16 protein-coding genes are annotated in these 21945 nt (G+C 61.7%); 3 read left to right on the plus strand and 13 right to left on the minus strand.

Annotation, left to right across the window (positions count from 1 at the left end; genetic code table 11):
- Nucleotides 1-46 precede the first annotated feature (46 nt).
- Nucleotides 47-1057 carry a nucleoside hydrolase gene (locus tag AB0O81_RS07900; protein ID WP_363582989.1) on the plus strand — a complete coding sequence of 337 codons (1011 nt, stop codon included), beginning with the start codon at nucleotides 47-49 and terminating at the stop codon, nucleotides 1055-1057.
- A 76-nt stretch (nucleotides 1058-1133) separates the two neighbouring features.
- Here the strand turns inward: AB0O81_RS07900 and AB0O81_RS07905 are convergent, their stop codons facing one another.
- The 13 genes from AB0O81_RS07905 to AB0O81_RS07965 form a co-directional block, all read right to left on the minus strand.
- The gene (locus tag AB0O81_RS07905; RefSeq protein ID WP_363582991.1) at nucleotides 1134-2300 is read right to left on the minus strand and encodes a hypothetical protein; all 1167 of its coding nucleotides are present in this window, start codon (nucleotides 2298-2300) and stop codon (nucleotides 1134-1136) included.
- A 101-nt stretch (nucleotides 2301-2401) separates the two neighbouring features.
- Complete coding sequence (locus AB0O81_RS07910) at nucleotides 2402-3268, minus strand: ABC transporter permease (RefSeq protein WP_363582993.1); 867 nt, start codon at nucleotides 3266-3268, stop codon at nucleotides 2402-2404.
- On the minus strand, nucleotides 3268-4017 hold the full coding sequence (locus AB0O81_RS07915; RefSeq protein ID WP_363582995.1) for an ABC transporter ATP-binding protein: 750 nt from the start codon (nucleotides 4015-4017) through the stop codon (nucleotides 3268-3270). The genes AB0O81_RS07910 and AB0O81_RS07915 overlap by 1 nt, the downstream gene beginning before the upstream one ends.
- A 350-nt stretch (nucleotides 4018-4367) precedes the next feature.
- Nucleotides 4368-4871, minus strand: coding sequence for a flavin reductase family protein (locus tag AB0O81_RS07920; protein ID WP_363582997.1), 504 nt, complete (start codon nucleotides 4869-4871; stop codon nucleotides 4368-4370).
- Between the two features lie 206 nt (nucleotides 4872-5077).
- Nucleotides 5078-6175, minus strand: a complete 1098-nt coding sequence (locus AB0O81_RS07925; RefSeq protein WP_363582999.1) for an NAD(P)-dependent alcohol dehydrogenase — start codon at nucleotides 6173-6175, stop codon at nucleotides 5078-5080.
- A 63-nt stretch (nucleotides 6176-6238) separates the two neighbouring features.
- Nucleotides 6239-7300, minus strand: a complete 1062-nt coding sequence (locus tag AB0O81_RS07930; protein ID WP_363583001.1) for an AbrB family transcriptional regulator — start codon at nucleotides 7298-7300, stop codon at nucleotides 6239-6241.
- Between the two features lie 287 nt (nucleotides 7301-7587).
- On the minus strand, nucleotides 7588-8577 hold the full coding sequence (locus AB0O81_RS07935) for a putative zinc-binding metallopeptidase (protein WP_363583003.1): 990 nt from the start codon (nucleotides 8575-8577) through the stop codon (nucleotides 7588-7590).
- A 3-nt stretch (nucleotides 8578-8580) separates the two neighbouring features.
- The gene (locus AB0O81_RS07940) at nucleotides 8581-9462 is read right to left on the minus strand and encodes a transglutaminase family protein (RefSeq protein WP_363583005.1); all 882 of its coding nucleotides are present in this window, start codon (nucleotides 9460-9462) and stop codon (nucleotides 8581-8583) included.
- A complete protein-coding gene (locus tag AB0O81_RS07945; RefSeq protein ID WP_363583007.1) occupies nucleotides 9459-11963 on the minus strand; it encodes a circularly permuted type 2 ATP-grasp protein in 2505 nt (834 codons plus the stop codon). Before AB0O81_RS07945 ends, AB0O81_RS07940 begins: the two co-directional genes overlap by 4 nt.
- Nucleotides 11960-15232, minus strand: a complete 3273-nt coding sequence (locus AB0O81_RS07950; protein WP_363583009.1) for a transglutaminase family protein — start codon at nucleotides 15230-15232, stop codon at nucleotides 11960-11962. The genes AB0O81_RS07945 and AB0O81_RS07950 overlap by 4 nt, the downstream gene beginning before the upstream one ends.
- A 63-nt stretch (nucleotides 15233-15295) precedes the next feature.
- A complete protein-coding gene (locus AB0O81_RS07955; protein ID WP_363583011.1) occupies nucleotides 15296-15832 on the minus strand; it encodes a hypothetical protein in 537 nt (178 codons plus the stop codon).
- A gap of 19 nt (nucleotides 15833-15851) precedes the next feature.
- The gene (locus AB0O81_RS07960) at nucleotides 15852-17873 is read right to left on the minus strand and encodes a primary-amine oxidase (RefSeq protein ID WP_363583013.1); all 2022 of its coding nucleotides are present in this window, start codon (nucleotides 17871-17873) and stop codon (nucleotides 15852-15854) included.
- A 76-nt stretch (nucleotides 17874-17949) separates the two neighbouring features.
- Entirely contained in the window at nucleotides 17950-19425 is a 1476-nt protein-coding gene (locus AB0O81_RS07965; protein WP_363583015.1) for an APC family permease, read from the minus strand.
- 236 nt (nucleotides 19426-19661) lie between these two features.
- Between AB0O81_RS07965 and AB0O81_RS07970 the strand changes: the two genes are divergently transcribed.
- Together AB0O81_RS07970 and AB0O81_RS07975 are read left to right on the plus strand one after the other, a co-directional pair.
- A complete protein-coding gene (locus AB0O81_RS07970) occupies nucleotides 19662-21194 on the plus strand; it encodes an APC family permease (RefSeq protein ID WP_363583017.1) in 1533 nt (510 codons plus the stop codon).
- Nucleotides 21133-21906 (plus strand): helix-turn-helix domain-containing protein, encoded by a 774-nt coding sequence (locus AB0O81_RS07975; protein ID WP_363583019.1) that lies wholly within the window; start codon nucleotides 21133-21135, stop codon nucleotides 21904-21906. The genes AB0O81_RS07970 and AB0O81_RS07975 overlap by 62 nt, the downstream gene beginning before the upstream one ends.
- Nucleotides 21907-21945 lie beyond the last annotated feature (39 nt).

The following is a 21945-nucleotide window of genomic DNA, read 5'->3' on the forward strand; positions in this document are numbered from 1 at the left end:
CATTCGAGACCTGCCTGCACGTTCCTCAGTTCGACCGAGTGGTCCAATGCCAATGATCATCGATGCAGACACTGGCATCGATGACACTCTGGCGCTTCTCTATGCTGGTGCTCACCCCGAAATCGAACTCGTCGGGGTAAGCACCGTCGCGGGCAACGTGGACATTGGCGACGTCGTGCACAATACGCTCGGTGTCTTGCACATTGCTGGCTGCGACGATGTCGAGGTTGCTCGAGGCGCAGCGGGCCCTATCGCTCGACCGCTTGAGACAACCCCCGAGACCCACGGTCCCCACGGAATCGGGTATGCCGAGGTGTCTCCCCCTCGCGCAGAATCTGAACGCTCGGCGGTGGATTTGATTGTCGAGTCGGCACGCAGTCGGCCTGGGGAGATCACCCTCGTCACCCTCGGCCCCCTCACCAACCTCGCTGCGGCTGTGCTTCGCGAGCCCAATCTCCCGCTGCTCTTGCGAGACGTTTTTGTCATGGGTGGCACTTTCTTTCAAGCCGGAAATGCGGCGCCTCGGGTGGAATGGAACATCCATGTGGACCCCGAGGCCGCACGAGTCGTCTTTCATCAGTGGAGTGTTGCTGCGCCGCGCGGTGCGCGCCCGATTACGATCATGGGTCTCGATGTCACGGAAACTTCCATCATCAAGGCGCCGCACATCGTCGAGATAGCGCAGGCGGCCGGTCTCGAATGTGAGCGCACTGATGACGTCAGCATCATGGCTACTCCTCTCGGCAATCCTGTGCTCGACCTGGTGAGAAACAGCCTGCGTTTTTACTTCGAGTTTCATCAAGAAGCCGACGGTTTCTATGGCGCCCACATTCACGACCCGTTCGTTGTTGGTGCGGCCCTGGACCCGACCCTGATCGACGCGGAGGAAACAGTGGTCGACGTTCAGCTGGGCGGTGCAATGACCGACGGTGAGACCATCGCCGACTGGCGCGGGCATCTGAACAAGCCCGCGAACGCCTTCGTGGTTCGCCGCGGAGATGGCGAACGCTTCGGCATCTCGATGCGGGAGGTACTCGCGTCGTTGGCCGCTCGGTAACAAAACCAGCTGCTCTGCGCTAGACAGAGCGACGGGCCCCACACCTGATGGTGTGGGGCCCGTCGCTCTGTTTTCTCTAGCCCTGCAAACCAATGCTGGTATCGATGAACTGGTTCGTCACGAGGGTGTCAGGAGTGATTTCGCTGACGTCGTAGTCGGTGTACTCACCAACGAGATCAATCAGTTCCTGCACGCGCTCGATGTCGTAGCCGCCCAATACGCCTTCTGCATTGTTGCCGACAAGACCGAGCTCTTTCTGCTTCTCGATCGACCACTCCGCCTGATCAGCTGTGTAGATCCAGCCGGTGTCGTACTCTTCAACCAGCTCGACGATGAGTTCATTCGTCGCAGCTGGGTCTTCGATGTATGCCACTTCTGCGCGCTGCAGAATCGGAACGAGTTCGGTAAGGCACTCGGCCTGCTCCGTCACATCAGCCGAACGCACGATCATTGACTGGAAGTATTCCGGGAAGCCCAGGTCATGAATGAGGCCAATCTCTACCGGCTTGCCCCACTCGGTCGCTTCTACTTCATAGAGGTACGGTTCCGCTGACGCAAAGCCCGCCTCAGCATCTGCTCCGTCGGCCGCGATGAATGTTGCCGGCTTGGGAGCATCGGACTGGTCAATCTGGCTTGCCTCGATGACGCCAGTGCCCAGCAGGTAGTCCTGCCACACGGTCGCGTCGGATCCCATGAGAATCGTGACGTCGTAGTCTTTCAGGTCAGCGACGGATTCAACATCCGGGTACGTGGCGGGGTCCCAGTAGATCGAGTACGGGCTTGCCTCCAGTGTCGACATGATGCCCACCACTGCGTTGGTGTCGGCGGCCGGAATGGTCTCGGTGACCCGTCCGTAGCCCATGAGAATGTCGTCGTCCTGATAGAGCAACGACTGCACGGGCTGATACCCAACCGGGGACCCGCCGATACGGATCTCGACGTTCACGCCGGTCTCTTCATCGCCGTCCATCAGCGTTCCGGTGACTGACTTGCTGTCAGCATCAATGACGTAGTCATCGCCGACAAGCTCGTAGATGCCGCCGTGCTCAGACTCTGGTTCCCAGTCAGCCTGGATAACGACATCTGCGGGGCAGATGTCGGTGAGTACGCCGGAAGCTGCGACATCTGCTGTCTCGGTCTCGGTCTCGGTCTCGAGGGTTGCCGAGCACGAGGCCAGCAATACGAGCCCGCCGATGGCAGCCACTGCGCTCGCTGCGCGCACTGTTCTCTGCTGTGCCTTCATGATTGGTCCTTTCGTAGGGACGGCGCCGTGGCTACCGCAAGATGGTGGTGCAGGGAGTGTTGCTCGGGGAGGGGTGGGACATGACGAGAGGGCAAGCGCGGTCAACGAGACCACGCATCTGACCACTTCCCGACAACTCGGCGCCCGAGCATGCCGAAGAACCAGAACATCAATACGCCGAGCGCGCAGGCAGCAAGCACCGTCGCTAACATCTCGGACGCCGCGAGGCGAGAGCTGTACCGGGAGATAAGCAAGCCCAACCCGATCGCCCCCCGCCCGAAGAAATAGTCGCCAACGACTGCCCCGACAACGGCGAGGCCGGCGGCGGTTTGCAAACCCGTGAAGATATCGGGAAGCGCGGCGGGTAGCTGAAGACGTAGTAGTCGCGTCATACGACTGGCCTTCTTCATGGTGAACAGGTCATGAAGCCCGCGATCTGCGCTCAGAAGTCCTTTGAGGGGATTGATGACCAGCGGGAATAGCGCGATGATCACGCAGACAACCACCCGTGCGTTGAACTCGTATCCAAACCAGAAGCCGATCACCGGGATGATCGCAAGTGTGGGAATGGTCTGCAGAAATACGGCATACGGATAGAGCATGTTCTCTACCCACTTGGCCTGACTCATCAAGATCGCTTGCGTCATCCCAAGCACAAAAGCGATGGTCAGGCCGACGATGGCCACCTTGAAGGATTCCCAAGCGGCCAACATGATGTCTTGTCGCGCTTCTTGCGCGACAAAGCCGTCGATGATGACTTGATGTGGAGGTGGAAGCAAGAACTGCTTGCCGGGTTCGAGGATCACATAGGAGACGAGATACCACGAGGCCATGATCAAGAGGAAGAAGATGATCGCGGGTGCGCTCTTCTTCCATTTCGTTCCTCGGCCTCTTGAGGTGCTCGTGCGCGAAGGCGCTTTGGGGGTGCCCCTTTTGTCTCCTGAGAGTTGCGGGTCGGTTTTGAGCATTAGGAAACCTCGCCAAGCGCCGTTGCAACGGCTTGCTCTAGCTGGGCGAACTCGGGAGTGAATTTGATCTCCACTGGGCGAGGGAAGGCGAAGGGAACGTCGAAGGATGCGACAACGCGCCCAGGTCGAGGCGACATCACAAGCACTTTCGTCGACAAGAAGATGGACTCATCGACAGAGTGGGTGATGAAGAGGCCAGCGAACCGCCGCTCGGCGAACAAGGTCATCAGTTCTTGGTTCAGCCGAACCCGCGTGATTTCATCGAGTGCGCCGAATGGCTCATCGAAGAAGAAGAGCTCCGGCTGGACGACCAACGCTCGCGCAAGCGATGCGCGCATCTTCATGCCACCCGATAGCTGACGAGGCAAGAGATCCGCATACTGGGTCAGCCCGACCTTCTCGAGCGCGTCATCAACTCGTTTGTTGAGTTCTGCCGCTGAAAACTTGTCGAGTTTGCCCAGCAGTTCGACATTCTTGCGAACCGTATGCCAGGGCATCAAAGTTGCATCCTGAAAGACGTATCCGATGTTGTCGGTCGTACGAGACACGTCGCCCTCGGTCGGCTCCTGCAGCCCTGAGCCGAGCCGCAGAACCGTTGACTTGCCGCAGCCGGAGGGACCGATGATCGACACGAATTCCCCTGGGCTGACGTCAAGGTCGAAACCCTCGAAGACAGGGACATCTCCGAACGACATACCGATGTCTCGAAACGAGATAATCGGTTTCGTATCGGTGAGTGCGGTCACCATAAAATTGCTCCTCACGCCGCTGCGTTTTGCGCCTCTGTCTCTGCGCACTCTTGAAGCTACGTGCCAGATCTCCCGTCCAACAAAGCGAAATCGCCGAAATCACAGGGTTTTACATGCCTTTTATGCGGTGCTCCTGACCTCGTTACAGACCCAGGCACAGAGAGACAGATTGATGCGGGTGCGTCACAGAAAGAACCCGTGATGGCTATCGATTTCAAAGAGCCGGCGCGCGCATTCGGTGGCCCAACCGCGTTGCAAGACGGCAGCCGCAGGCTTGAGCCGCTGAGAGCAGGTCCCAGACACAGGATCGGGCAAATCTGACCTACCCCATGAGGGGGTGCCGCGGAGCCCTACGCGATGTTGCGCTGCGGGGCCGCCAGCATCTGGCGAAATGTTCGGCGGTGGTACACGAGGGGCTCGGCGTCAGCGATGGATTCCATGCGTTCCACACCAAGAACGACCAGGATGTGATCCCCGCTCTCGTGTTCCGCGTGAACGCGGCATTCCAACCTGAGTGCCGACCCCGCAACGAACAGCGCGCCACCATCACCTGCCAGCACGTCAAGCCCCGCGAAGCGATCGCGCGAACGCGATGCCAGCTGCCGGCATGTCTCTTCTTGCCCGCTGGCCAGCACCGAAACTCCGATTCGCTCGGCACGGCGCAGAACGGGCCACGTTCGAGAGCTCTGTTTGACGGAGAACAGCACCTGCGGCGGGTCGAACGATATTCCCACGGTGAACGACGTAGACACGAAACCGACCGGCTCGCCGTCGATCACTGCGGTGAGAGCAGCCACGCCCGACGGGAAACCCGAAAAAGCGGTTTCAACCTCTTGGCGAGCGCAGATAGTCATGATTCGCACGTGTTCCTCTCGTCATCTGACGCTACGTGCCGGATCGGTCGAGAAACAACGCGAGATGATCGATCTCACCGGGTTTTACATGCCTGTTACGACGACGCTCCTGACCCCGTTACCGAGTGCGACACAGAGACACAGATTGTGGCATCACAGTGACAGCGAGCACAGCCCCCGCCGTGCGCGCCTGGGCACGTTCGACATCAGAAGACAACGATCGGCTTTATGGTTCTGCCGCACGCAGACGCGTCAAAAGCGTCATTGATCTGCTCGAACGGAAAAACTTCGATCAGTTCTGTGAAGGCGAAGCGACCAGCAGAATGCAGTTCGAGCAGTTGAGGAACGATCACTTGTGGTACCGCGTCGCCCTGGCGGACGCCCGTTATGCGCTGGGAGCGCTTCATTATCTTGCCGTGGTCGATGACCGCGTTGTCGCCGGGCGCAGCTTCCCCGAGACGGGTGGCGTGACCTCTCGTTGCAAGGGAGTCGAGCATTTGGCGAAACACCTGAGCGCTACTCGTCGTGTCGACCGCAAATTGCACACCGTCTCCTGTGATCTCTCGGATCACAGCAACGCTGTCCTCCCGCGAACCGTTGACGACATGAGTCGCGCCCAGCTCCATAGCCCGTTGCAGCCGGCTGTCGACAACGTCCACCATGATGATCGTCGAGCAATGGGCAACGACCGCGGCCAGCATGGCGGCACACCCGACGGCGCCTGTTCCGAAAACTGCAATGGAAGAACCAGGCTCTGGCCGAAGCACGTTGAAGACAGTGCCCGCACCCGTCGCCATGCCGCAGCCGAGGGCTGCGGCATGGCGCAAGGGCGTGGATTTGGGCACCTTGATGACAGTCCGAGCATCAACGTTGGCATACGTGGAGAAGCTCGACTGCCCGAAAAAGTGGCTCCCGATAGCCTCTGCGCCATCGGCATACGCGGTGGTGCGGTCGGAACGCTTCGCAGACCATTTGTAGACACCGGCGTTCACGCAGTCGGCTGGATACCCGACGAGGCACCACTTACAGAACCCGCAAGACGTCGAGCCCAGAACAACGTGATCCCCTACTTCGACCGCTCGCACAGCCGCGCCCACCTCAACGACGATTCCGGCGCCCTCATGGCCTAAGACGACAGGCAACGGGGTCGGGAGCAACTGATCGCGAACACTCGCGTCGGTGTGACAGACACCCGCAGCGACCATCTTCACGCGTACCTCGTTCGCTCGCGGCTCGTCGAGCTGCAACGTCATCAGTTGGAGCGGTTGTCGCGCCTCGCGAGCGACTGCTGCCCGTACCTCCATGATTGCCCCGTCCTTGAGCAGCTGTACGCCGGCGAGATCGTCTCGGGCGTATTCGATTGATCGTTATCGCGGGCGTCGTCGCTGGCGCAATCCCCATGCCAACAGCGGCGTAAGCGCGAGCACAGCGAGCAAGCGGGCGGTTTGAGTGGCCATCACAAGCGCCGAATCATCCGCAGACGTCGCTGCGTAGGCGGCAACCGCATAGACGCCGCCCGGCGCCGTTGCGAGGTATGCATCGAGTCGGTCGATCCCCCAGATATCGGCGGCGAGGGTCGATGCGAGAAAAGTGGCGGCAATCAATACGACAGCAATCGCCGCCACCCAGGGCACCACCGCCGCGACAGCCTTGAAAGATGCACGATCGAACGTCAAGCCGATGACAAGACCGACAATCGCGAACACGATCGGGGTGAGCTGCGCGGGAGGCGACCAAAGACCGGGCAGAAATGCGGCGAACATGACGCCGACGATGAGCGGACCGAGAAGCCAACTCGCGGGAATCTTCAACTTGCTCGCGCCCCATCCGCCCACAAGGATCGTCACCACGACGAGCGCCAGTCCGGTCGGATCGATCGGGGCCAAAAGGTCAAAAGCCGGGCCGTCGCCCGCCGAAGCGACCGCCCCCAGGGGTGTGGCGATGAGCGGCAGTGAGAGCACGACGATCAACAGGCGTGTGTACTGAGAGACCGACACCACACGATCGTCTGCGCCGAGCTCTGAACTCAGCGCAGACACACCCGCCGCTCCCCCGGGGAGCATTGCGAGCAACGAGGTGACGTCAGACGACTTGGTCACGACGAAGAAGAGCCAGGCACCCAGAAATCCGAGAAGCAAAGTCACAGTCACCGCAACCAACACAAACGACCAGGTCGTCGTGAATGAGTCGAGCGCCGTGTACGAGACGCTACTCGCGACGACAACGCCGACTCCGCCGTGAGCGGCGCGCACGACTGGCTTGGGGAACACGCGCACCTGTGATGTCGCGAGCGCCACGGCGGCACCGATCGCGAGACCCGCGAAGAGTGTTGCGCTCGACAAACCAGCTGTCTGCAAAGGTAATCCAATAGCGAGGCTGGCCACGACGAGCCCCAAAAGTATGGCGCCACGGGTGAAAGCATCTCGCACGATGTGTCCTTCGTCTTGGGTGGAGCGTGGGGTGTGCGCCAAGAAGAACTGACACAATAACGACCTATTCGCGGAGCAAGCTCTTAGCTGAGGTGGCGCGAAAGAAACGTGCGGCCTCGTGAGGAGAGCCGGGGCGGTGTCATCGGTATGCATCGCCAAAACGTTACGAAAGTGCAGTTTACTGTCTTCAAAAGTGGCGGGTGTCACCCTGTGTCACCCGTGCGGTGTCGTGGCGACGGCCCGCATCACCAACAACATCCGGCATGCGAAGGGTCGCGCTAACGCCTTCAGAGCACGAAGTCTGCCACCAGGTCAGCGACATAGTCGAGCTTGTCGAGCACGTCGCTGGCGATGACGAATGGGTAGAGATCCTCTTTGCCCATCGAACGGTTGACCCCGTTGAGGGCAGCAGCCAGCGGCATCCACACCTTCACGACCTGCTCTCGAAACTGCTGGCCCGCGGGCGGGGCCGAGATGAGTCCGAACGACACAGCGGTGTCGATAGTGTCGCGAATGTGAAGGAAGTGCGCCCAGGTCTCGGCGAAATCTTCGTGGGGGTGCATGGTCGCGTACTGGGAGATGTAGGACTGCCGCCAACCCGCCGGCGCACCATTCGCGTAGTGCTCGTCGATTGCAGCCTGATAGTCGGCCCTCTCGTCGCCAAACAGCGAACGAAAGCGGGCGGACTCGTCGGCTGAACGCACGAGCTGCCATTGGTAGTAGTGACCTACTTCGTGCCGGAAGTGCCCGAGCATTGTGCGGTACGGCTCGTCGAGCCGGTCACGCACTCGCTCGCGATAGACGTCGTCGCTCTCGGCAAGGTCGATCGTGATCACGCCATCGGCATGCCCAATTGTCACCGACTGCGACACACTCGATAGCAGGTCGAAGCAGAGTCCTTCGATGGGTTCATCGGCTCGGTTGCGAAGAGGTAAACCCAGGCGGTCGATCTCGACCACCAGCTGACGTTGCGCGCGCTCGGCCGACACGAAGTTCTCGAGGCCTTCAAGATCAGCGTCGTTCGGGCGCACACGCGTCAACGCACAGCTGTCACACTGCTCGCCCTTGATGCGCGCGAGCCACGTGCATCCAGATAAATTCAAATTTCGGCATATATACCAAACCATGCCGTCGGAGTCGACGTACTGCCCCGACTTGTTGAGCGGAACGATGTCGTGCTCATCGCGCGAATAACCCAGGGCGGTGCCACAAGACACGCAGACCGAGTTCTCAAAGAACAGCTGTGCACCGCATACACGACAACGAAACGACTTCATGCTTTACGCCTCCACAGGAGCCACATCCACCGAGACATTGAGCGTTGATCGCCTAGCCTTCGACCAGATGATGCCACGAACCGGGGCAACATCACCATAGTCACGCCCCCAAGCCACCGTGATGTACCGATCGTTGGCCCATTGATTGTTCGTCGGGTCGATCGCCAGCCACTCATTTGACGCGGGCAACCACACCGCAAGCCAGGCGTGAGAGGCATCGGCACCGAAAACGCGTTCTTTGCCGGGAGGTGGCTGGGTGGCGAGATATCCGCTGACATAGCGCGCAGCAAGGCCGTGGCTGCGAAGACAGGCCAGAGCCACATGAGCGAAGTCTTGGCAAACCCCGGCGCGCTTTCGCATCGCGTCGGCGACCGTGCTCGTAACGGTCGTTGCTTTGGTGTCGTAGTCGAAGTCGCGATAGATGCGTTTCATCAGATCAGTCGCAGCCTCGCCGAGCGCTCGGCCGGGAGTCAAAGACTCGGCGCCGTACTCGGCTGCTTCGGGCGTGTGCTTCACCCGGGGCGACTCGAGGGCGAACTCGGTGGCGCTCCATCCGTGGGGTCCGGTATCACCGAGCAAAGGTCGAGCGTTCTCCCACGGCATCGCAAGCGCTGACTTGTCATAGCTGGGTACGGAGACCGTCACCTCGCTCGTTGCCGCAATTTCGAGGCGCGTATGGGGCTCGAGAAGGTGGTAATAGGTAACCGCATTGCCGTAATAGTCCACGTCACGAGACGTGTCGGTAGGCACCGGGTCAAGCACCACCGTGTGGGATGATACCTCTTGCCATGGCAGTGACCGCGGCCGCAGATGGTGCACACCGAGACTGTTGCGCACCTGCTTGTCATAGCGGTACTCGGTGCTGTGAGAGAGCAGGTATTTCATGCGCGCCCGATCTCTTCAATCAGCGAGAGCGACGACATCTCCATCGACGGCGGACCGCCCGCGAAGTGCACATCGCCGACCGCATCTGACAGTTGCCGAAGCCCCTGTGACATCTCCTCAAGCATCTCGGCGAGTGCGGGCCGATAGCCATCAATCTCTTGCGAGAGCGTCGCGGCGTCTGCAGAGTCGAGCATGTCGGCCAACTCGAACCGCAGCCGCTCAGGCCTGGTCGAACCCGTCGACTCATGAAGTGCCGCCAGGTGGGTGTGCAACTGCTCAAGCGCGAATGCGAGCGAACGCGGATTGTCGAGGTCTTTCAGCAGCAGTTCGAAGACGCTTCGCGTGCGGCCGTACCCGCGATACCGGCGGCGATGCGTCACGAGACTCTCGGCAGCGAGCAAGACGCCGTCGAGAATCCCTCGATCAGTGGCGCGCACCGGGTGTGCCGAGGTGGTTGCCGTGAGCAACGCGCACAGCTGCATCGAGCGCTCGATGTAGCGTCCGGCCTCAATCATGTGCCAGCCCGAGTCACGAATCATGTTGGCCGTGACACCGTGCAGCGAAAGCACGCCGGTCAGCATGCGTCCCGCGGACTCTGCGATCTGCGGGCTGTGCGCCGTCGTGCGCGCAACCGCCATGGCGCGATCGGCAGCACCGAATACGCGCCACACATCGCCCGAAAGCTGGTCGCGTACGCCCTCAAGCGAACCTCGCATACGCGAAAGCGCATGTGCCGCAGACCCCGGGCGATGTGCGTCTACCAACAGCGAACGCAACTCTTCGTTTGGTTGCGAGAACCTGGTACCTGCGAGCGAATGGATAACGCCCAGAAGTACCGACTCGGCACTGGTTCGTGGGGCGCGTTTGCGTTCAAGATCGGTTTGCGCCGCCAGAACGAGGCGCAGCATGTCTTCGGCACGTTCTGCGTAACGGCCTGCCCAATACATGTCTTCGAGCGCACGCGGCGCGAGAGCGGGAATAGAAGGGATCAGCGTGCGCGGCATCGTCAACGCCAAACCCTGATCAGGATCGTCAGGGTCAGCCTTGAGAACCCACACGTCTTTGGTCAGCGGAGCACCGTCGTCATCACGTGCCGTCGCCATGCCACCAGCTAGGGTGCGGTACGACGAGCCATAGCGCACGGTAAACCCTCGCAACACGAGAGGTTGCGGCAAGGCAGCCCCGTTGCGTCCCCACGAGGGCGCTTGCGACAGCGGCAGCCGGGCGAGACCCACATAGCGATAGGGATGGGTCTCGATCTGGCTGATCAAGTCTTCGACGGGCACCCCGTCACCCGCGAGGTCGCCATCGAGCGTGCGCACGATGACGCCTTCCGGGTCATTGCGCAGGCGGTAAAGCACTTCTGCGAGGCCCGTCGCTTCGCCGCACCACCAAGCGGGAGTCGCCGGCAGTCGCAGTTGCTCGCCGAGCAGTCGCTCGCACGCGGCAGCCATGAAAGGCAGCAACGCCGGGTTCTCAAGCACGCCTGAGCCGAGAGAGTTGACCACCTGCACGGTGCCACGACGCACCGCTTCGACGAGTCCAGTCACCCCGAGTTGCGAGTCTCCGCGCAGTTCAAGTGGATCGCACCACTGAGAATCAACACGGCGCAGAATGACATCAACGCGGTCAACTGGTACGGTGTTCGGCCAACGCGCCGGCTTAATCCAGACGCATCCATCGCTCACGATGAGGTCGTTGCCCTGCACAAGCGGAAACCCCAAAGTGTTGGCGATAAATGCCTGATCATAAGCCGTTTCAGAGTGCGTTCCCGGCGAGAGCACCACCACTCGGGGGTCGGTATCGTCACTCGCTGCGCACTGCAGCAGCGCGTCGCGAAGGATCGCGAAGTAAGGATCCATGCGGTGCAGGTCTGCCTCTTGGTAGAGATCCGGCAACAGCCGCGAGATCACAAGACGGTTCTCCATCGCATACCCGAGCCCGGAAGGCGCCTGTACGCGATCGGCCAGCACCCGCCATTCGCCGTTCTCATCGCGACCAAGATCGGTCGCCGACATCAAGAGTGGGTGAGCCTGGGGAACACTCGGGCGTGCGATCGCGCGGACGAAACCGGGGTGAGCGGTAACCACCGCGGCAGGGATGATGCCCTCCGAAAGGAGTTTCTGCTCGCCGTAGATATCAGCCATGATCGCGTTCAGCAGCTCGGCCCGTTGCACCAAACCGACCTCGAGCGCTGTCCACGACTCTGCGTCAAAAACCAGTGGCAACGGATCGAGCTTCCACGGCCTGGCTCCGTCGCCCGGGTGCGCGTAGGTGACGCCATCATCGGCGAGCGCTTGCGCGATCTCTTCGTCGAGGCGGTCGACTTCGGCTGAGGTCAGCGTGACCGCCGCGGCAGCAAGAGTCTTCCAGGCAGCACGAAGCGTGCCCTCGGGCGCGATAACTTCGTCGTAACGCGCCTCGGAAGCACGCTCGTCAGCGGCAGTGAGTGGCAATGTCGCCCGCGTCAGCTCTGCCGCATATTCGTGGAGCACGCTCACTTCGGAGGAACCCTCCGAAGGTCGAGTGTGCGGGGGTAGTCGCTCGTGGCAGCGTTGCGCGCAGCATCCTGCATCGCCGCGATATCCAACTCACCGGCCGAGAACCCGCGCTGCTCGAATCGACTCGCGCGGCGAGCCTCGGCTTCGTTCGCGTTAATCGGAGGGTGATCGTACGAACGGCCACCGGGGTGAACGACGTGATAGGTCGCACCGCCCAAACTCACTGACGACTCAATGTCGACGACCTCGAACGTGAGTGGGGCATGCACCTCGATAGACGGGTGAAGCGCAGACCACGGCTGCCAAGCGCGGTAGCGCACACCGGCGTAGTACTCGCCCATGTGCTCGGTCGGAGTAAGTGGCACAGGTATACCCTGGCACGTCACGAGGTGCCGATCGCTATCGAGTCCGCGAACGCGCACCTGAATTCGTTCCACCGAGGAGTCGACATAGCGTGCAGTACCGCCAGCTGTTGCCTCTTCACCCAGCACGTGCCAGGGTTCAATTGCCTGGCGCAGCTCGAGTTCGATGCCGTTGTTAGCGCCTCCGATTCGCGTGATGCCAATGCGAGGAAAACGGAACTCGACGAACGGGTCGAGCCAGCTCTCTTCAAAGGCAATGCCGTGTGCACGCAGATCAGCGACGACCTCGGCGATGTCTGCTCGAGCTCCCTGCGGCAGCAAGAAGTCTTCATGCAGGCGAGTACCCCACCGCACCAGTGGTGCCGTGTAGGGCTTCTCCCAGAACATCGCCACCAGACTGCGCACCAGAAGTGCCTGCACGAGAGCAAGTTCGGGATGCGGCGGCATCTCGAATCCGCGCAGCTCAAGCAAGCCCAGTCGCCCGCGGCTGCTGTCGGGCGAATAGAGCTTGTCAATGCAGAACTCGGCGCGATGTGTGTTGCCGGTGAGGTCGGTCAGCAGATGGCGAAGCGCTCTGTCAACGAGCCACGGCAGGTTGGTGGCGTCTTCGTCGTCAGGATCTTTCGATAGGCGCAGCACTTCTTGCAGCGCGATCTCCATCTCATACACGGCCTCAGGGCGCCCCTCGTCGAAGCGAGGTGCCTGGCTCGTTGGCCCGATGAAGCGCCCTGAGAACAAGTAAGACAGCGAGGGATGCCGCTGCCAGTACGCGACAAGGCTTGCCAACAGGTCGGGGCGACGCAGCAGCGGCGAGTCAATTGGCTGTGTGCCGCCGAGGGTGATGTGGTTTCCGCCACCGGTGCCGGTGTGCAGGCCATCGAGATCGAACTTCTCGGTGGCAAGCCGGCTCTGTCGTGCGTGCTCGTAGAGCGACTGAGTCAGATCTCGCTGCTCGGCCCACGATGATGTCGGCTGCACGTTCACTTCGATAACGCCAGGATCTGGGGTCACCACGAGCTGGCTGATGCGGGCGTCGGGCGGTGGGCCGTAGCCCTCAAGCACCACCGTCGTCTTACTTTCGCGCGCTGCTGTCTCGATAAGCACCAACAGGTCGGCATATGCCTCGAGTGTGGTGGTCGGCGGAAAGAACACGTGCACGTGACCCGAGCGGGCCTCGATGGCGAGCGCGGTGCGCTGAGCGGTGTCGGGCTCGACAACAGTGACCTTGGGGATTCCTGGCAAGAGCGAAGGGCCAGCTTCAAGGTAGCTGGGTTCGCCCGGGTGCTCGGGATCGGTCCACGCGATCGCGTCGAGCGGCAGGCGCAGCCCGACCGCACTCGTGCCGGGCAATAGCACTAAGCGGCCGCGCCGGAATGTCCACGCGGGGCTCGTCCATTCGTCTTCTGTGGTGATGGGCAGTACCCAACCCGTAGCTTCATTGACCGACTCATCGAGCTCGGCGATGTCAGCCTCAGCAAGTTCGTCTGCGTCGAGGCGGGGGCCCGCTGGCTTACGCATCTCGGCGGCAACATCAGCGAGCGGGTCTTCGTACGCCGCCAACAGCTGGCCAGCAGGAAGGCCAAGCAGCTCAGTCATTCGACGCGCGAGCGCTTCGGCCTTCACTTTGGCGTCGGGCGCAGCGTCGCCGTTCCAGGGGTCGGCGAATAGCGCGGGGTCGCTCCACATGCGCACCCCGTCGGTGCGCCACTGAAGTGCGATGTTCCAGCGCGGGAGCGGTTCGCCCGGGTACCACTTGCCGTCTCCGCGGTGCACGACCCCGCCCTGTGCGTACTGCTCGCGCAGCCGTTCGGCGAGGATCGTTGCGCGCTCGCGCTTCTGCGGGCCATCAGCATCCGTGTTCCACTCGGCGGCCGTGGCGTCGTCCAACGCGACGAACGTTGGCTCACCGCCCATCGTCAAGCGCACATCCTGTTGGCGCAACCGCTCGTCGACAGCTTCACCGAGCAAGTCGATGCGCTCCCACTGCTGGGTGGTGTACGGCTTCGTGGTGCGAGGATCTTCGTGAATGCGGCGCACTTCGTTGTGGAACCCGAAAGTGACCTGTGTGCGGCCCGTCGATCCTTCGATCGGAGCCGCGGTGCTCGGGTGCGGGGTCGCGCTGAGGGGAATGTGACCCTCGCCCGCGAACAGCGCGCTCGTGGGGTCCATGCCCACCCACCCAGCACCGGGAATGAAGACCTCGGCCCAGGCGTGAAGGTCGGTGAAGTCGGCGGTTGGGCCACTGGGGCCATCGAGCGACTTCTGATCTGCCGCAAGTTGCACGAGATAGCCCGAGACGAAGCGTGCCGCGAGGCCGTACTTGCGCAGCAGGCTCACCAGCAGCCACGCGGAGTCGCGGCAAGAGCCGATGCCAATGCGCAAGGTCTCGTCTGGTGACTGCACGCCCGGTTCCATGCGCACGTCGTAGGCGACAGCGCGATTCACCGCAGAGTTCAGGCTCGCCAAGAATGAAACAGTTGCCATGCCGCTCTCGGGCAGCTCGGCCAGCTCGCTCTTCCACCGTTCGGCATCGGTGCTGTCATCGACGGGCGCGCGGTAGGGCGCGAGGTCGGCAGCAAGTTCTGGGCGATAGGTGAAGGGGAACTGTTCGGCGTACTCCTCGATGAAGAAGTCGAATGGGTTGATCACCATCATGTCGGCGACGAGGCCTACCGTGATTTCGAGCTTGCTGACCTTCTCTGGGAACACGATGCGGGCGGCCCAGTTGCCAAAGGGATCTTGCTGCCAGTTGATGAAGTGGTTCTTCGGGCTGATCTCAAGCGAGTACGCCTCGATAGGAGTCCGCGCGTGTGGCGCGGGTCGCAGCCTGATCACGTGTGGGTGCACCGTTACCGGCTCGGAGAACTCATAGCTCGTGTAATGCTCGAGAGCGACCTTGATCGACATGGATCAAGCATCCCTGAATTCTGTTGCCGATGGGTTACGGACGCGCGCTCATTCTTGTGCAACTCACAGAATCAGCGCGGCGCCCATGACTGCTGTCGAGACTCCCATGGCGCCAATCTCCAGTTTCGCCAGGCGTGAGAAACGTCCATGCGGGCGCATCGCCGACGCCAGCGACCACGCGCCGTAGCCCACTGAGACCGCGACACAAAAAATCAAGAACGACACTGCGGTGCTGGCATGCTGATGCCCCCCAGCAGGCAAATCCACCGATGAACCGGCGGGTGCCATCGCCATCACGATAACGGCCATCACGACCATGCCGAGGGCTGAGTGCGCCCCCATCATGCGCGCCGATCCTGGCTCGCTTCGTGCGCCGCGCCCGAGGCCGCGCGCCGCCACCATGAGCAGCGCGAACGCGATAAGTGCAGCGCTCCAGAAGACTGGAGCGATCAACGACCAGAACATTACATCGAGCATCGCCGTCAGCATGATCAGCGAGGCCAAGAGTTCGGGCGCCCGCACCCACCGACGGTCGGCAGCGATGCAACACGTGCCGATCGCGGCGGGAACGAGCGCCCCCACGTGGAAGATCTCTCCCATATGCTGAGTCCGATCCGAGTCAGTGGCAGCAGGAATCCTGGGCGGCAGCCTCGGGCTTTTCATCAGCGGGATTGCCGGCCGCGCAGTGGGCGCTGACAGGCGGTGGCACGTTGAGCGTGGGGTTGCGGTCGAAGAAGTTGTATGGCTTGAGAGTGAACTTGGCGTAGTCCGTCGGCATGACTGGCCAGTCCTCATTGCGCGGGAAGTGCGTCAAGCCGAAGGTGTGCCAAAGTACGAGATCTTCACCCACGAGGGGCTCGTCTCCCGCGATGAACTCGGGAATCCCGCCGCCGCCAGGATGCTGGTTGACGAAGTCACCCGCGGCGTATCGCTCGGAGTGGTCGTACTTGGTCACATAGAGGTTCTTTGTCGCAAAATCGGCCCGCTTGGCGATCACTGAATCGCTCGCCGCCATCAACGTGGGTGTCTCAGTGGGAAACAACATGTATGACGTGGGCTGGCCCATGCCACTGGTCTTTTCGGTCGAGGCGATCTGCCACACCCGGTTTACCTGTCCGTCAGCGACGCGACCCGAGACGGCCTCAGATTCAATAGGCGTCACCTTCTTGGTGAAGGCGTTGCCGACCGGGTTCGTTTCGGAGATAGGCAACCGGACGGCATCAATCTCGTTGACGACATTCGCCACACCATCCACTGTCATATCGAGGCGCATGTTGAACAGGTGCTGGTGATAAGGCGCTGCTAGTCCAGGAGCCACCTCAGAGGCGTAGGGGTACGGCGTGCCGTCTTCGGCGTCTCCGGGATAGGCAGATGTGAACAGAACTCCGGTGAGCTTCGCTTCACACTCGATCGTGCCGTCGAGATACAGGTACCAATAGAAGCCGTAGTCGTAGTTGCCCACAGTCGTGAAGAATGAGATCACCAGGCGCCGCGCACGACGCACTTCTTGAGATTCCGTGAAGATGTCGGTGTGCTTCCACAGGGTGCCAAAGTCTTCTTCGTGCATGCAGATGCCGTTGGAGACGGTTCGCGGCATGCCCAGTTCGTCCGCGAACACAGCGTCGAAGTACTTGATCTCACCCACGCAGTCGCACCCGAGCGCAAGCGAGTTCGTGTAGCGACCGAACATGTACTCGCCGGTATCGAAATAGTTCTGCCAGAAGCGGTTCGGGTTCGGCTCGGCGTATGGCACCAGCATCTCGCTCACCGAACCGCGATACATCACTGGGCGGTCAACGCCCTGGTCGGCGAAGCTCAACTCGCGCATGATGAGACCCTCGCGCATGTCGAAGCCCACGCGCAGCTTCCAGTTGCCCCAGGTGACGTGCTCACCGTCGACATTGAAGCTCGGACCCTCCGGCTGAGTGATCACGATCGGCTTCAAGCCCTCGAGGGGAGCGCCCTGCATGGCAGGGTCATCGAAGTTTCCTGACGTCTCAGGCACGTCGTAGCCGGGGGTATCGATGATCTCGATGACCGAACGGCTGGCCGTGTCGACGTAGGCGGTGAGTCCGGCAACGGGGTGTGCCCACGGGTGGTCTGCTTCGTGGTCCATGCGGAACACGAACGAACGCAGGATTCGCCGGCCTTCCTCATTGGCAAAGCCATAGTTGCCTGGCGACAGCGGCACGGCGACGACCTGGTCCATCGTGAGACCACGAGTCGCAAGCGCCGCTACCCATGCCTCGTCTGCGGCGAGAATCACACCGACGTCTTCGAACTCAGCATCAAGAATGGCGAGCTGTCCGTTTGACCCATCAAGAACATCGTGCGAAATTGCGGCTCCGGTCGTGATCGAGATGACGCTGTCAGTCGATCGCGCCGTAGCCATATCGAGCAGCTGTACCCGAGCACGGCGATCCGGCAGCGCACCACTCTCTGCCTCCCAGGCAAGAACTTCGTTCTTGAGCGGCTCTTCGAGGCCGACGTATGCGAATCGGGTTGTCTCCGTGAAGTCTTCGAAGCCGAGAACCAAGAGTCGCACAGCCTCGATCTCGGCAGAGCTCAGCGAGGCGAGGGGATGAACCGGGGCGGCAGGGGCGGTGTAGGCAGAGTCAGTCGCGGAATCAAGAATGGTCATGGATTTCTCCTTCAATCGGAACGAGGACGACCGCCGCCGGGATGAGGTCGGCGGCGGCCGTACATATTTGTTTCAGTCAGCCGGCGATCGAGTCGGTCAGCTTCACATAGGCGGCAGGCCGCTTGTTCTTGATCCAGCTCGCTTGGATGTAGCCGATCGCAGGGAAGATCACGATCAGTGACAACAGGAACCAGCTCACGCCACCGAACACCGGCGCACCCTCGGCATCTGCGTCGCCGACCATGATCGGGAAGTACGCAATGATTAGTGCGGCCGCCGTCACAAGTCCAATGAAGCCAAGGGCGGGAGCGATGACCGTGTTCCAGACGCGGCGATCGCTCTTCGTCTTGGCGAAGTAGACGATGACAGCGAGCGAAGTGATAGCCATCAGCACTGCAATCGCCAGCGTCGCGACTCCTGCGAACCAGGTGAATACCTGCAGCACGGGGTCGAGCCCCAGCGACGCGAAGATGATGATGAGCACCGCTGCCGTCACCGTCTGGACGAGCGAGGACACATGGGGTGACAGATGCTTAGCGTGTACGTTCGCCAGGCGATCGGGCAGCACGCCAGCGTTGGCCATGGAGTGCTGGTAGCGCGTGACGACGTTGTGGAACGACAGTACGCATGCAAACATCGCTGTGATCAGCAAGATATTGACGCCCACTTCACCAATAACGCCGAGATAGCGCGCCATGGTGGTGATGATGAACGTGCCCGGATCTTCAGCCACAACGTCAATGACGCCGTTCGGGCCCCACGCCATGATGAGCGCCCACGATGACACGGTGTAGAAGATGCCGATGCCGATGACCGCAGCGTACGTCGCGCGCGGGATTGTCTTGTCGGGGTCCTTTGCCTCGTCACGGAAGATTGCGGTGGCTTCGAAACCAATGAAAGCGGCGATCGCGAACATCAGACCGACTCCGGGTGAGCCGCTGACGACGTTGGCGGGCTCGAACGGTGCAAGGCTCAGGCCCTCCTCGCCGCCCGTGGCCACAACTGCGATCACCAGCGCGATCACGATGCCAACTTCGGCAATGAGCAGAACGCCAAGCACCTTGCTCGACAGGTCGATGTGACGAAACCCAAGAATGCCGACCAGCGCGATCACGGTGAGGGAGAAGACCCACCACGGCACAACCGGTCCGCCGAGCGACTCGAGCGTGATCGACAGAATGTAGCCGACATAGGCATGAACCGAGACCTGGATGGTCGTGTAGGTGAGCATGGCCAGCCATGCGCTGGCGAGTCCGGTCGAGCGACCTAAGCCGTAGCCCACATAGGTGAAGAATGCTCCCGGCTTGGGAACGTGACGCGTCATGGCCGCAAGACCGACCGAAAACAAGAGCAAGATGACGGCGCTGATCGCGTACAGCGAAGGGAAGCCGATTCCGTTTCCGATCAGGATGCCGAGGGGCGCCGCTCCACCGATGACAGTAAGAGGAGAGGCAGCGGCAACGACCATGAAGACGATCGCCGTGACGCCGAGAGAACCAGTGAGGCCGCGTTTCGCGGAATCCTCGACTCCCTGAGATTGCAGTTGAGTCATGTCGTGCCCGTTTCTGTGTAGGGGTGATGTGCGGGAGCTAGCCGCGGCAGATGGTGCAGATAGATCGACAATGACTGACTCGAGTTGCCCCGCTGTCTCAGCAGCGTGAAGCCTCAACCACGGCATCTGAGACGTGCCGTCTCAGATGTCTCATTCGGCGTCACACACCGGAAACACGCGGGACGCGATGGAGCAACGGTCAGCGCCTAACCTGGCGGCAACCCTCGGAGGAGCTCATGTCCGCACTCGAACGCGCGATTGCACGGCCGCAACCAGTGCACGGGTTTGGCTCACGTTCACCGCTCGACGGCCTCGACCGTAGAAGCGTCGGCTTCGCAGACGTGCTCGCTCAATCTGTCGCTGCCGTCGCTCCGTCTGCTGCTGCAACAACCGTGGTGTTGTTGGTCGCTGGCGTCGCGGGTTCAGCGGCAGTCCTTGCCGTCGCCGTCGCGGGAGTGCTCGCTTTGCTGATCGCATCGACCATCAACCAGTTCGCCAAGCGCATGGCCACGGCTGGCTCGATTTACACGTTCGTCTCCAAAGGTCTGGGCTCTGGTGCTGCCGTCGTCGCAGGAGCAGCGATCATGATCGGCTACGGTTTCATCTCTGTGTTCGCACTACTTGGGGGAGCCCACTATCTGACATTGCTCATTAGTGCCTTGTGGCCATCATTCGGGGGACCGCTAGCCACCACTGCGACCCTCGCGGGTCAGGCCGCAGTGCTTGCGATCGTGCTGGTGCGTGGAATTCGCCTGTCATCACGTTTGGCTTTGGTGGTCGAACTCGTGTCTGTCGCGATCATCGTGGCGCTGTTCATCGCCTTACTCGTGCAGATTGGCCCGATCGATCTCAGTGCGATCGTTGCGCTGGATGATCTCTCGGCGGCTGGTCTGGCCGCAGGCGCGGTGCTGGCGTTGACAGCTTTCGTCGGCTTCGAAAGCGCGGCGACGCTGGGTGTCGAGGCGCGATCGCCGCTGCGCAACATCCCGCGTGCGATCGTGGGCACAGTTCTTGTCTCCGCGGTGCTCTACGTGCTCGCCGCGTACACCCAGATCGCGGGGTTCGCCGCTCTCGGGCAGTCTTTTGCCCAGTCGACATCGCCGGTGAACGATCTCGCCGGCGCTTTCGGCGCGGCGCAGCTGGGCGTGCTGATCGATCTCGGCATCACCGGATCGTTTCTCGCGTGCGCGATTGCTTCGACCACCGCGCTCACCCGGTTACTTTTCTCGATGGGTCGCGACGGCGTTGCGCCCCGGGCGTTCGGAAAGGTTCACGCCCGCCATCGAACCCCCATCGTCGCCATCGGTGTCGCCGTTCCCTTAGTCACATTGGGATCAGTTTTGGCGGTACTGACCGGCAACAGCCCGTGGGAGGCCATGCAATCGGTCATCGCGATTTCAGCGACCGGCTACATCGTCGCCTACGCTCTTGTCTGCATTGCTGCCCCGGTTTTCTTGCGCCGCATCGGCGAGAACACCTTCGCTTCGACGCTGATTGCGATCGTTTCGACTATCGCTCTAGCCGGCGGACTCTTGATCTACCTGGCTTACGAGGGCATGCGCGGAAACCTGGGTGTGACGGTAGCCCTTGTCGTTGCGGCAATTGCGGCGTGCCTCGTAGCGTGGCGCCTGCGGCGCGGGGCTGCCTCGCTTGCAGGCATCGGCACGTACGACGAGCCCATCGCAGCCCACGTGCTCGGTGGGGTCAATGACGCCCACCGAGGCAGGCCGCCAGCACGAGACGCCTCCGACAGCTCGCCCGGTGTCTGAGGCGACTCTCGTGATGCCTGGTGCAGCAGCAGATCTAGGTGCTCGGCAACCTCGGGCCATTCACAGTGCACTCACGGTGCTCGAAGCCGTCGCTGAACTTGGGCCCGGTGCCACTGCGCGCGAAATCTCCACCGCCCTCGGGCTACCCCGGGCTACGGCGTATCGACTGCTGAACCTGCTGGTGCAGGACGAGTTCCTTGTACGCACCCCTGATCTCACGGGCTTCGCGCTCGGAGCAAAGGTCGTACACCTCGCCTCAGCCGCAGCCCCCGTGCGCTTATCCACGGCTGCGCGTCAACTGTTGACCGAAGTGCGCCGTTCGGTACGCGGGGGAGTTCAGGTAGTGATGTACACCGATGCACGTATCTCAGTGGTGGACTCAGATCCAGACTTTCCGTTCAGTGATCCGGTTCGCCTAGGACGTGAACCACAACGGTATGCGTTGGGCCGTCTCCTGCTTGCGGAACAATCTGAACCCGCCAGCGCGCTCTCACCCGACACGATCGCCGATGTGGCGAGGTACGCGGCCGCGCGCCAGATGAATGAGCTCATCTCGGGCTACGGCTGCCTTGCGGTCGGCATCCGCGATGAACGCGGTGCTCTCGCCGGCGCCCTTGGCTTCTCCGGCCCTGTGCATCGCATCAGCAATCCAGAAAACGTGCTGGCCTCGCTCCGGCCCGCAGCGAGGCGGCTCGCGCCGCTCGTCAGCTGATCCAATAGGTGGCGCGGCGCCTGCGTCGGGCAGCGCCGC

It is taken from the genome of Microbacterium sp. NPDC076911, from assembly GCF_040687125.1.
Taxonomy (GTDB): Bacteria; Actinomycetota; Actinomycetes; order Actinomycetales; family Microbacteriaceae; genus Microbacterium.

Coding starts and splice junctions, on each gene's coding strand:
- AB0O81_RS07900 (WP_363582989.1), top strand. CDS start 47: ATGCCAATGATCATCGATGCAGACACTGGCATCGATGACACTCTGGCG.
- AB0O81_RS07905 (WP_363582991.1), bottom strand. CDS start 2,300: ATGAAGGCACAGCAGAGAACAGTGCGCGCAGCGAGCGCAGTGGCTGCC.
- AB0O81_RS07910 (WP_363582993.1), bottom strand. CDS start 3,268: ATGCTCAAAACCGACCCGCAACTCTCAGGAGACAAAAGGGGCACCCCC.
- AB0O81_RS07915 (WP_363582995.1), bottom strand. CDS start 4,017: ATGGTGACCGCACTCACCGATACGAAACCGATTATCTCGTTTCGAGAC.
- AB0O81_RS07920 (WP_363582997.1), bottom strand. CDS start 4,871: ATGACTATCTGCGCTCGCCAAGAGGTTGAAACCGCTTTTTCGGGTTTC.
- AB0O81_RS07925 (WP_363582999.1), bottom strand. CDS start 6,175: ATGGAGGTACGGGCAGCAGTCGCTCGCGAGGCGCGACAACCGCTCCAA.
- AB0O81_RS07935 (WP_363583003.1), bottom strand. CDS start 8,577: ATGAAGTCGTTTCGTTGTCGTGTATGCGGTGCACAGCTGTTCTTTGAG.
- AB0O81_RS07940 (WP_363583005.1), bottom strand. CDS start 9,462: ATGAAATACCTGCTCTCTCACAGCACCGAGTACCGCTATGACAAGCAG.
- AB0O81_RS07950 (WP_363583009.1), bottom strand. CDS start 15,232: ATGTCGATCAAGGTCGCTCTCGAGCATTACACGAGCTATGAGTTCTCC.
- AB0O81_RS07955 (WP_363583011.1), bottom strand. CDS start 15,832: ATGGGAGAGATCTTCCACGTGGGGGCGCTCGTTCCCGCCGCGATCGGC.
- AB0O81_RS07960 (WP_363583013.1), bottom strand. CDS start 17,873: ATGACCATTCTTGATTCCGCGACTGACTCTGCCTACACCGCCCCTGCC.
- AB0O81_RS07965 (WP_363583015.1), bottom strand. CDS start 19,425: ATGACTCAACTGCAATCTCAGGGAGTCGAGGATTCCGCGAAACGCGGC.
- AB0O81_RS07970 (WP_363583017.1), top strand. CDS start 19,662: ATGTCCGCACTCGAACGCGCGATTGCACGGCCGCAACCAGTGCACGGG.
- AB0O81_RS07975 (WP_363583019.1), top strand. CDS start 21,133: ATGACGCCCACCGAGGCAGGCCGCCAGCACGAGACGCCTCCGACAGCT.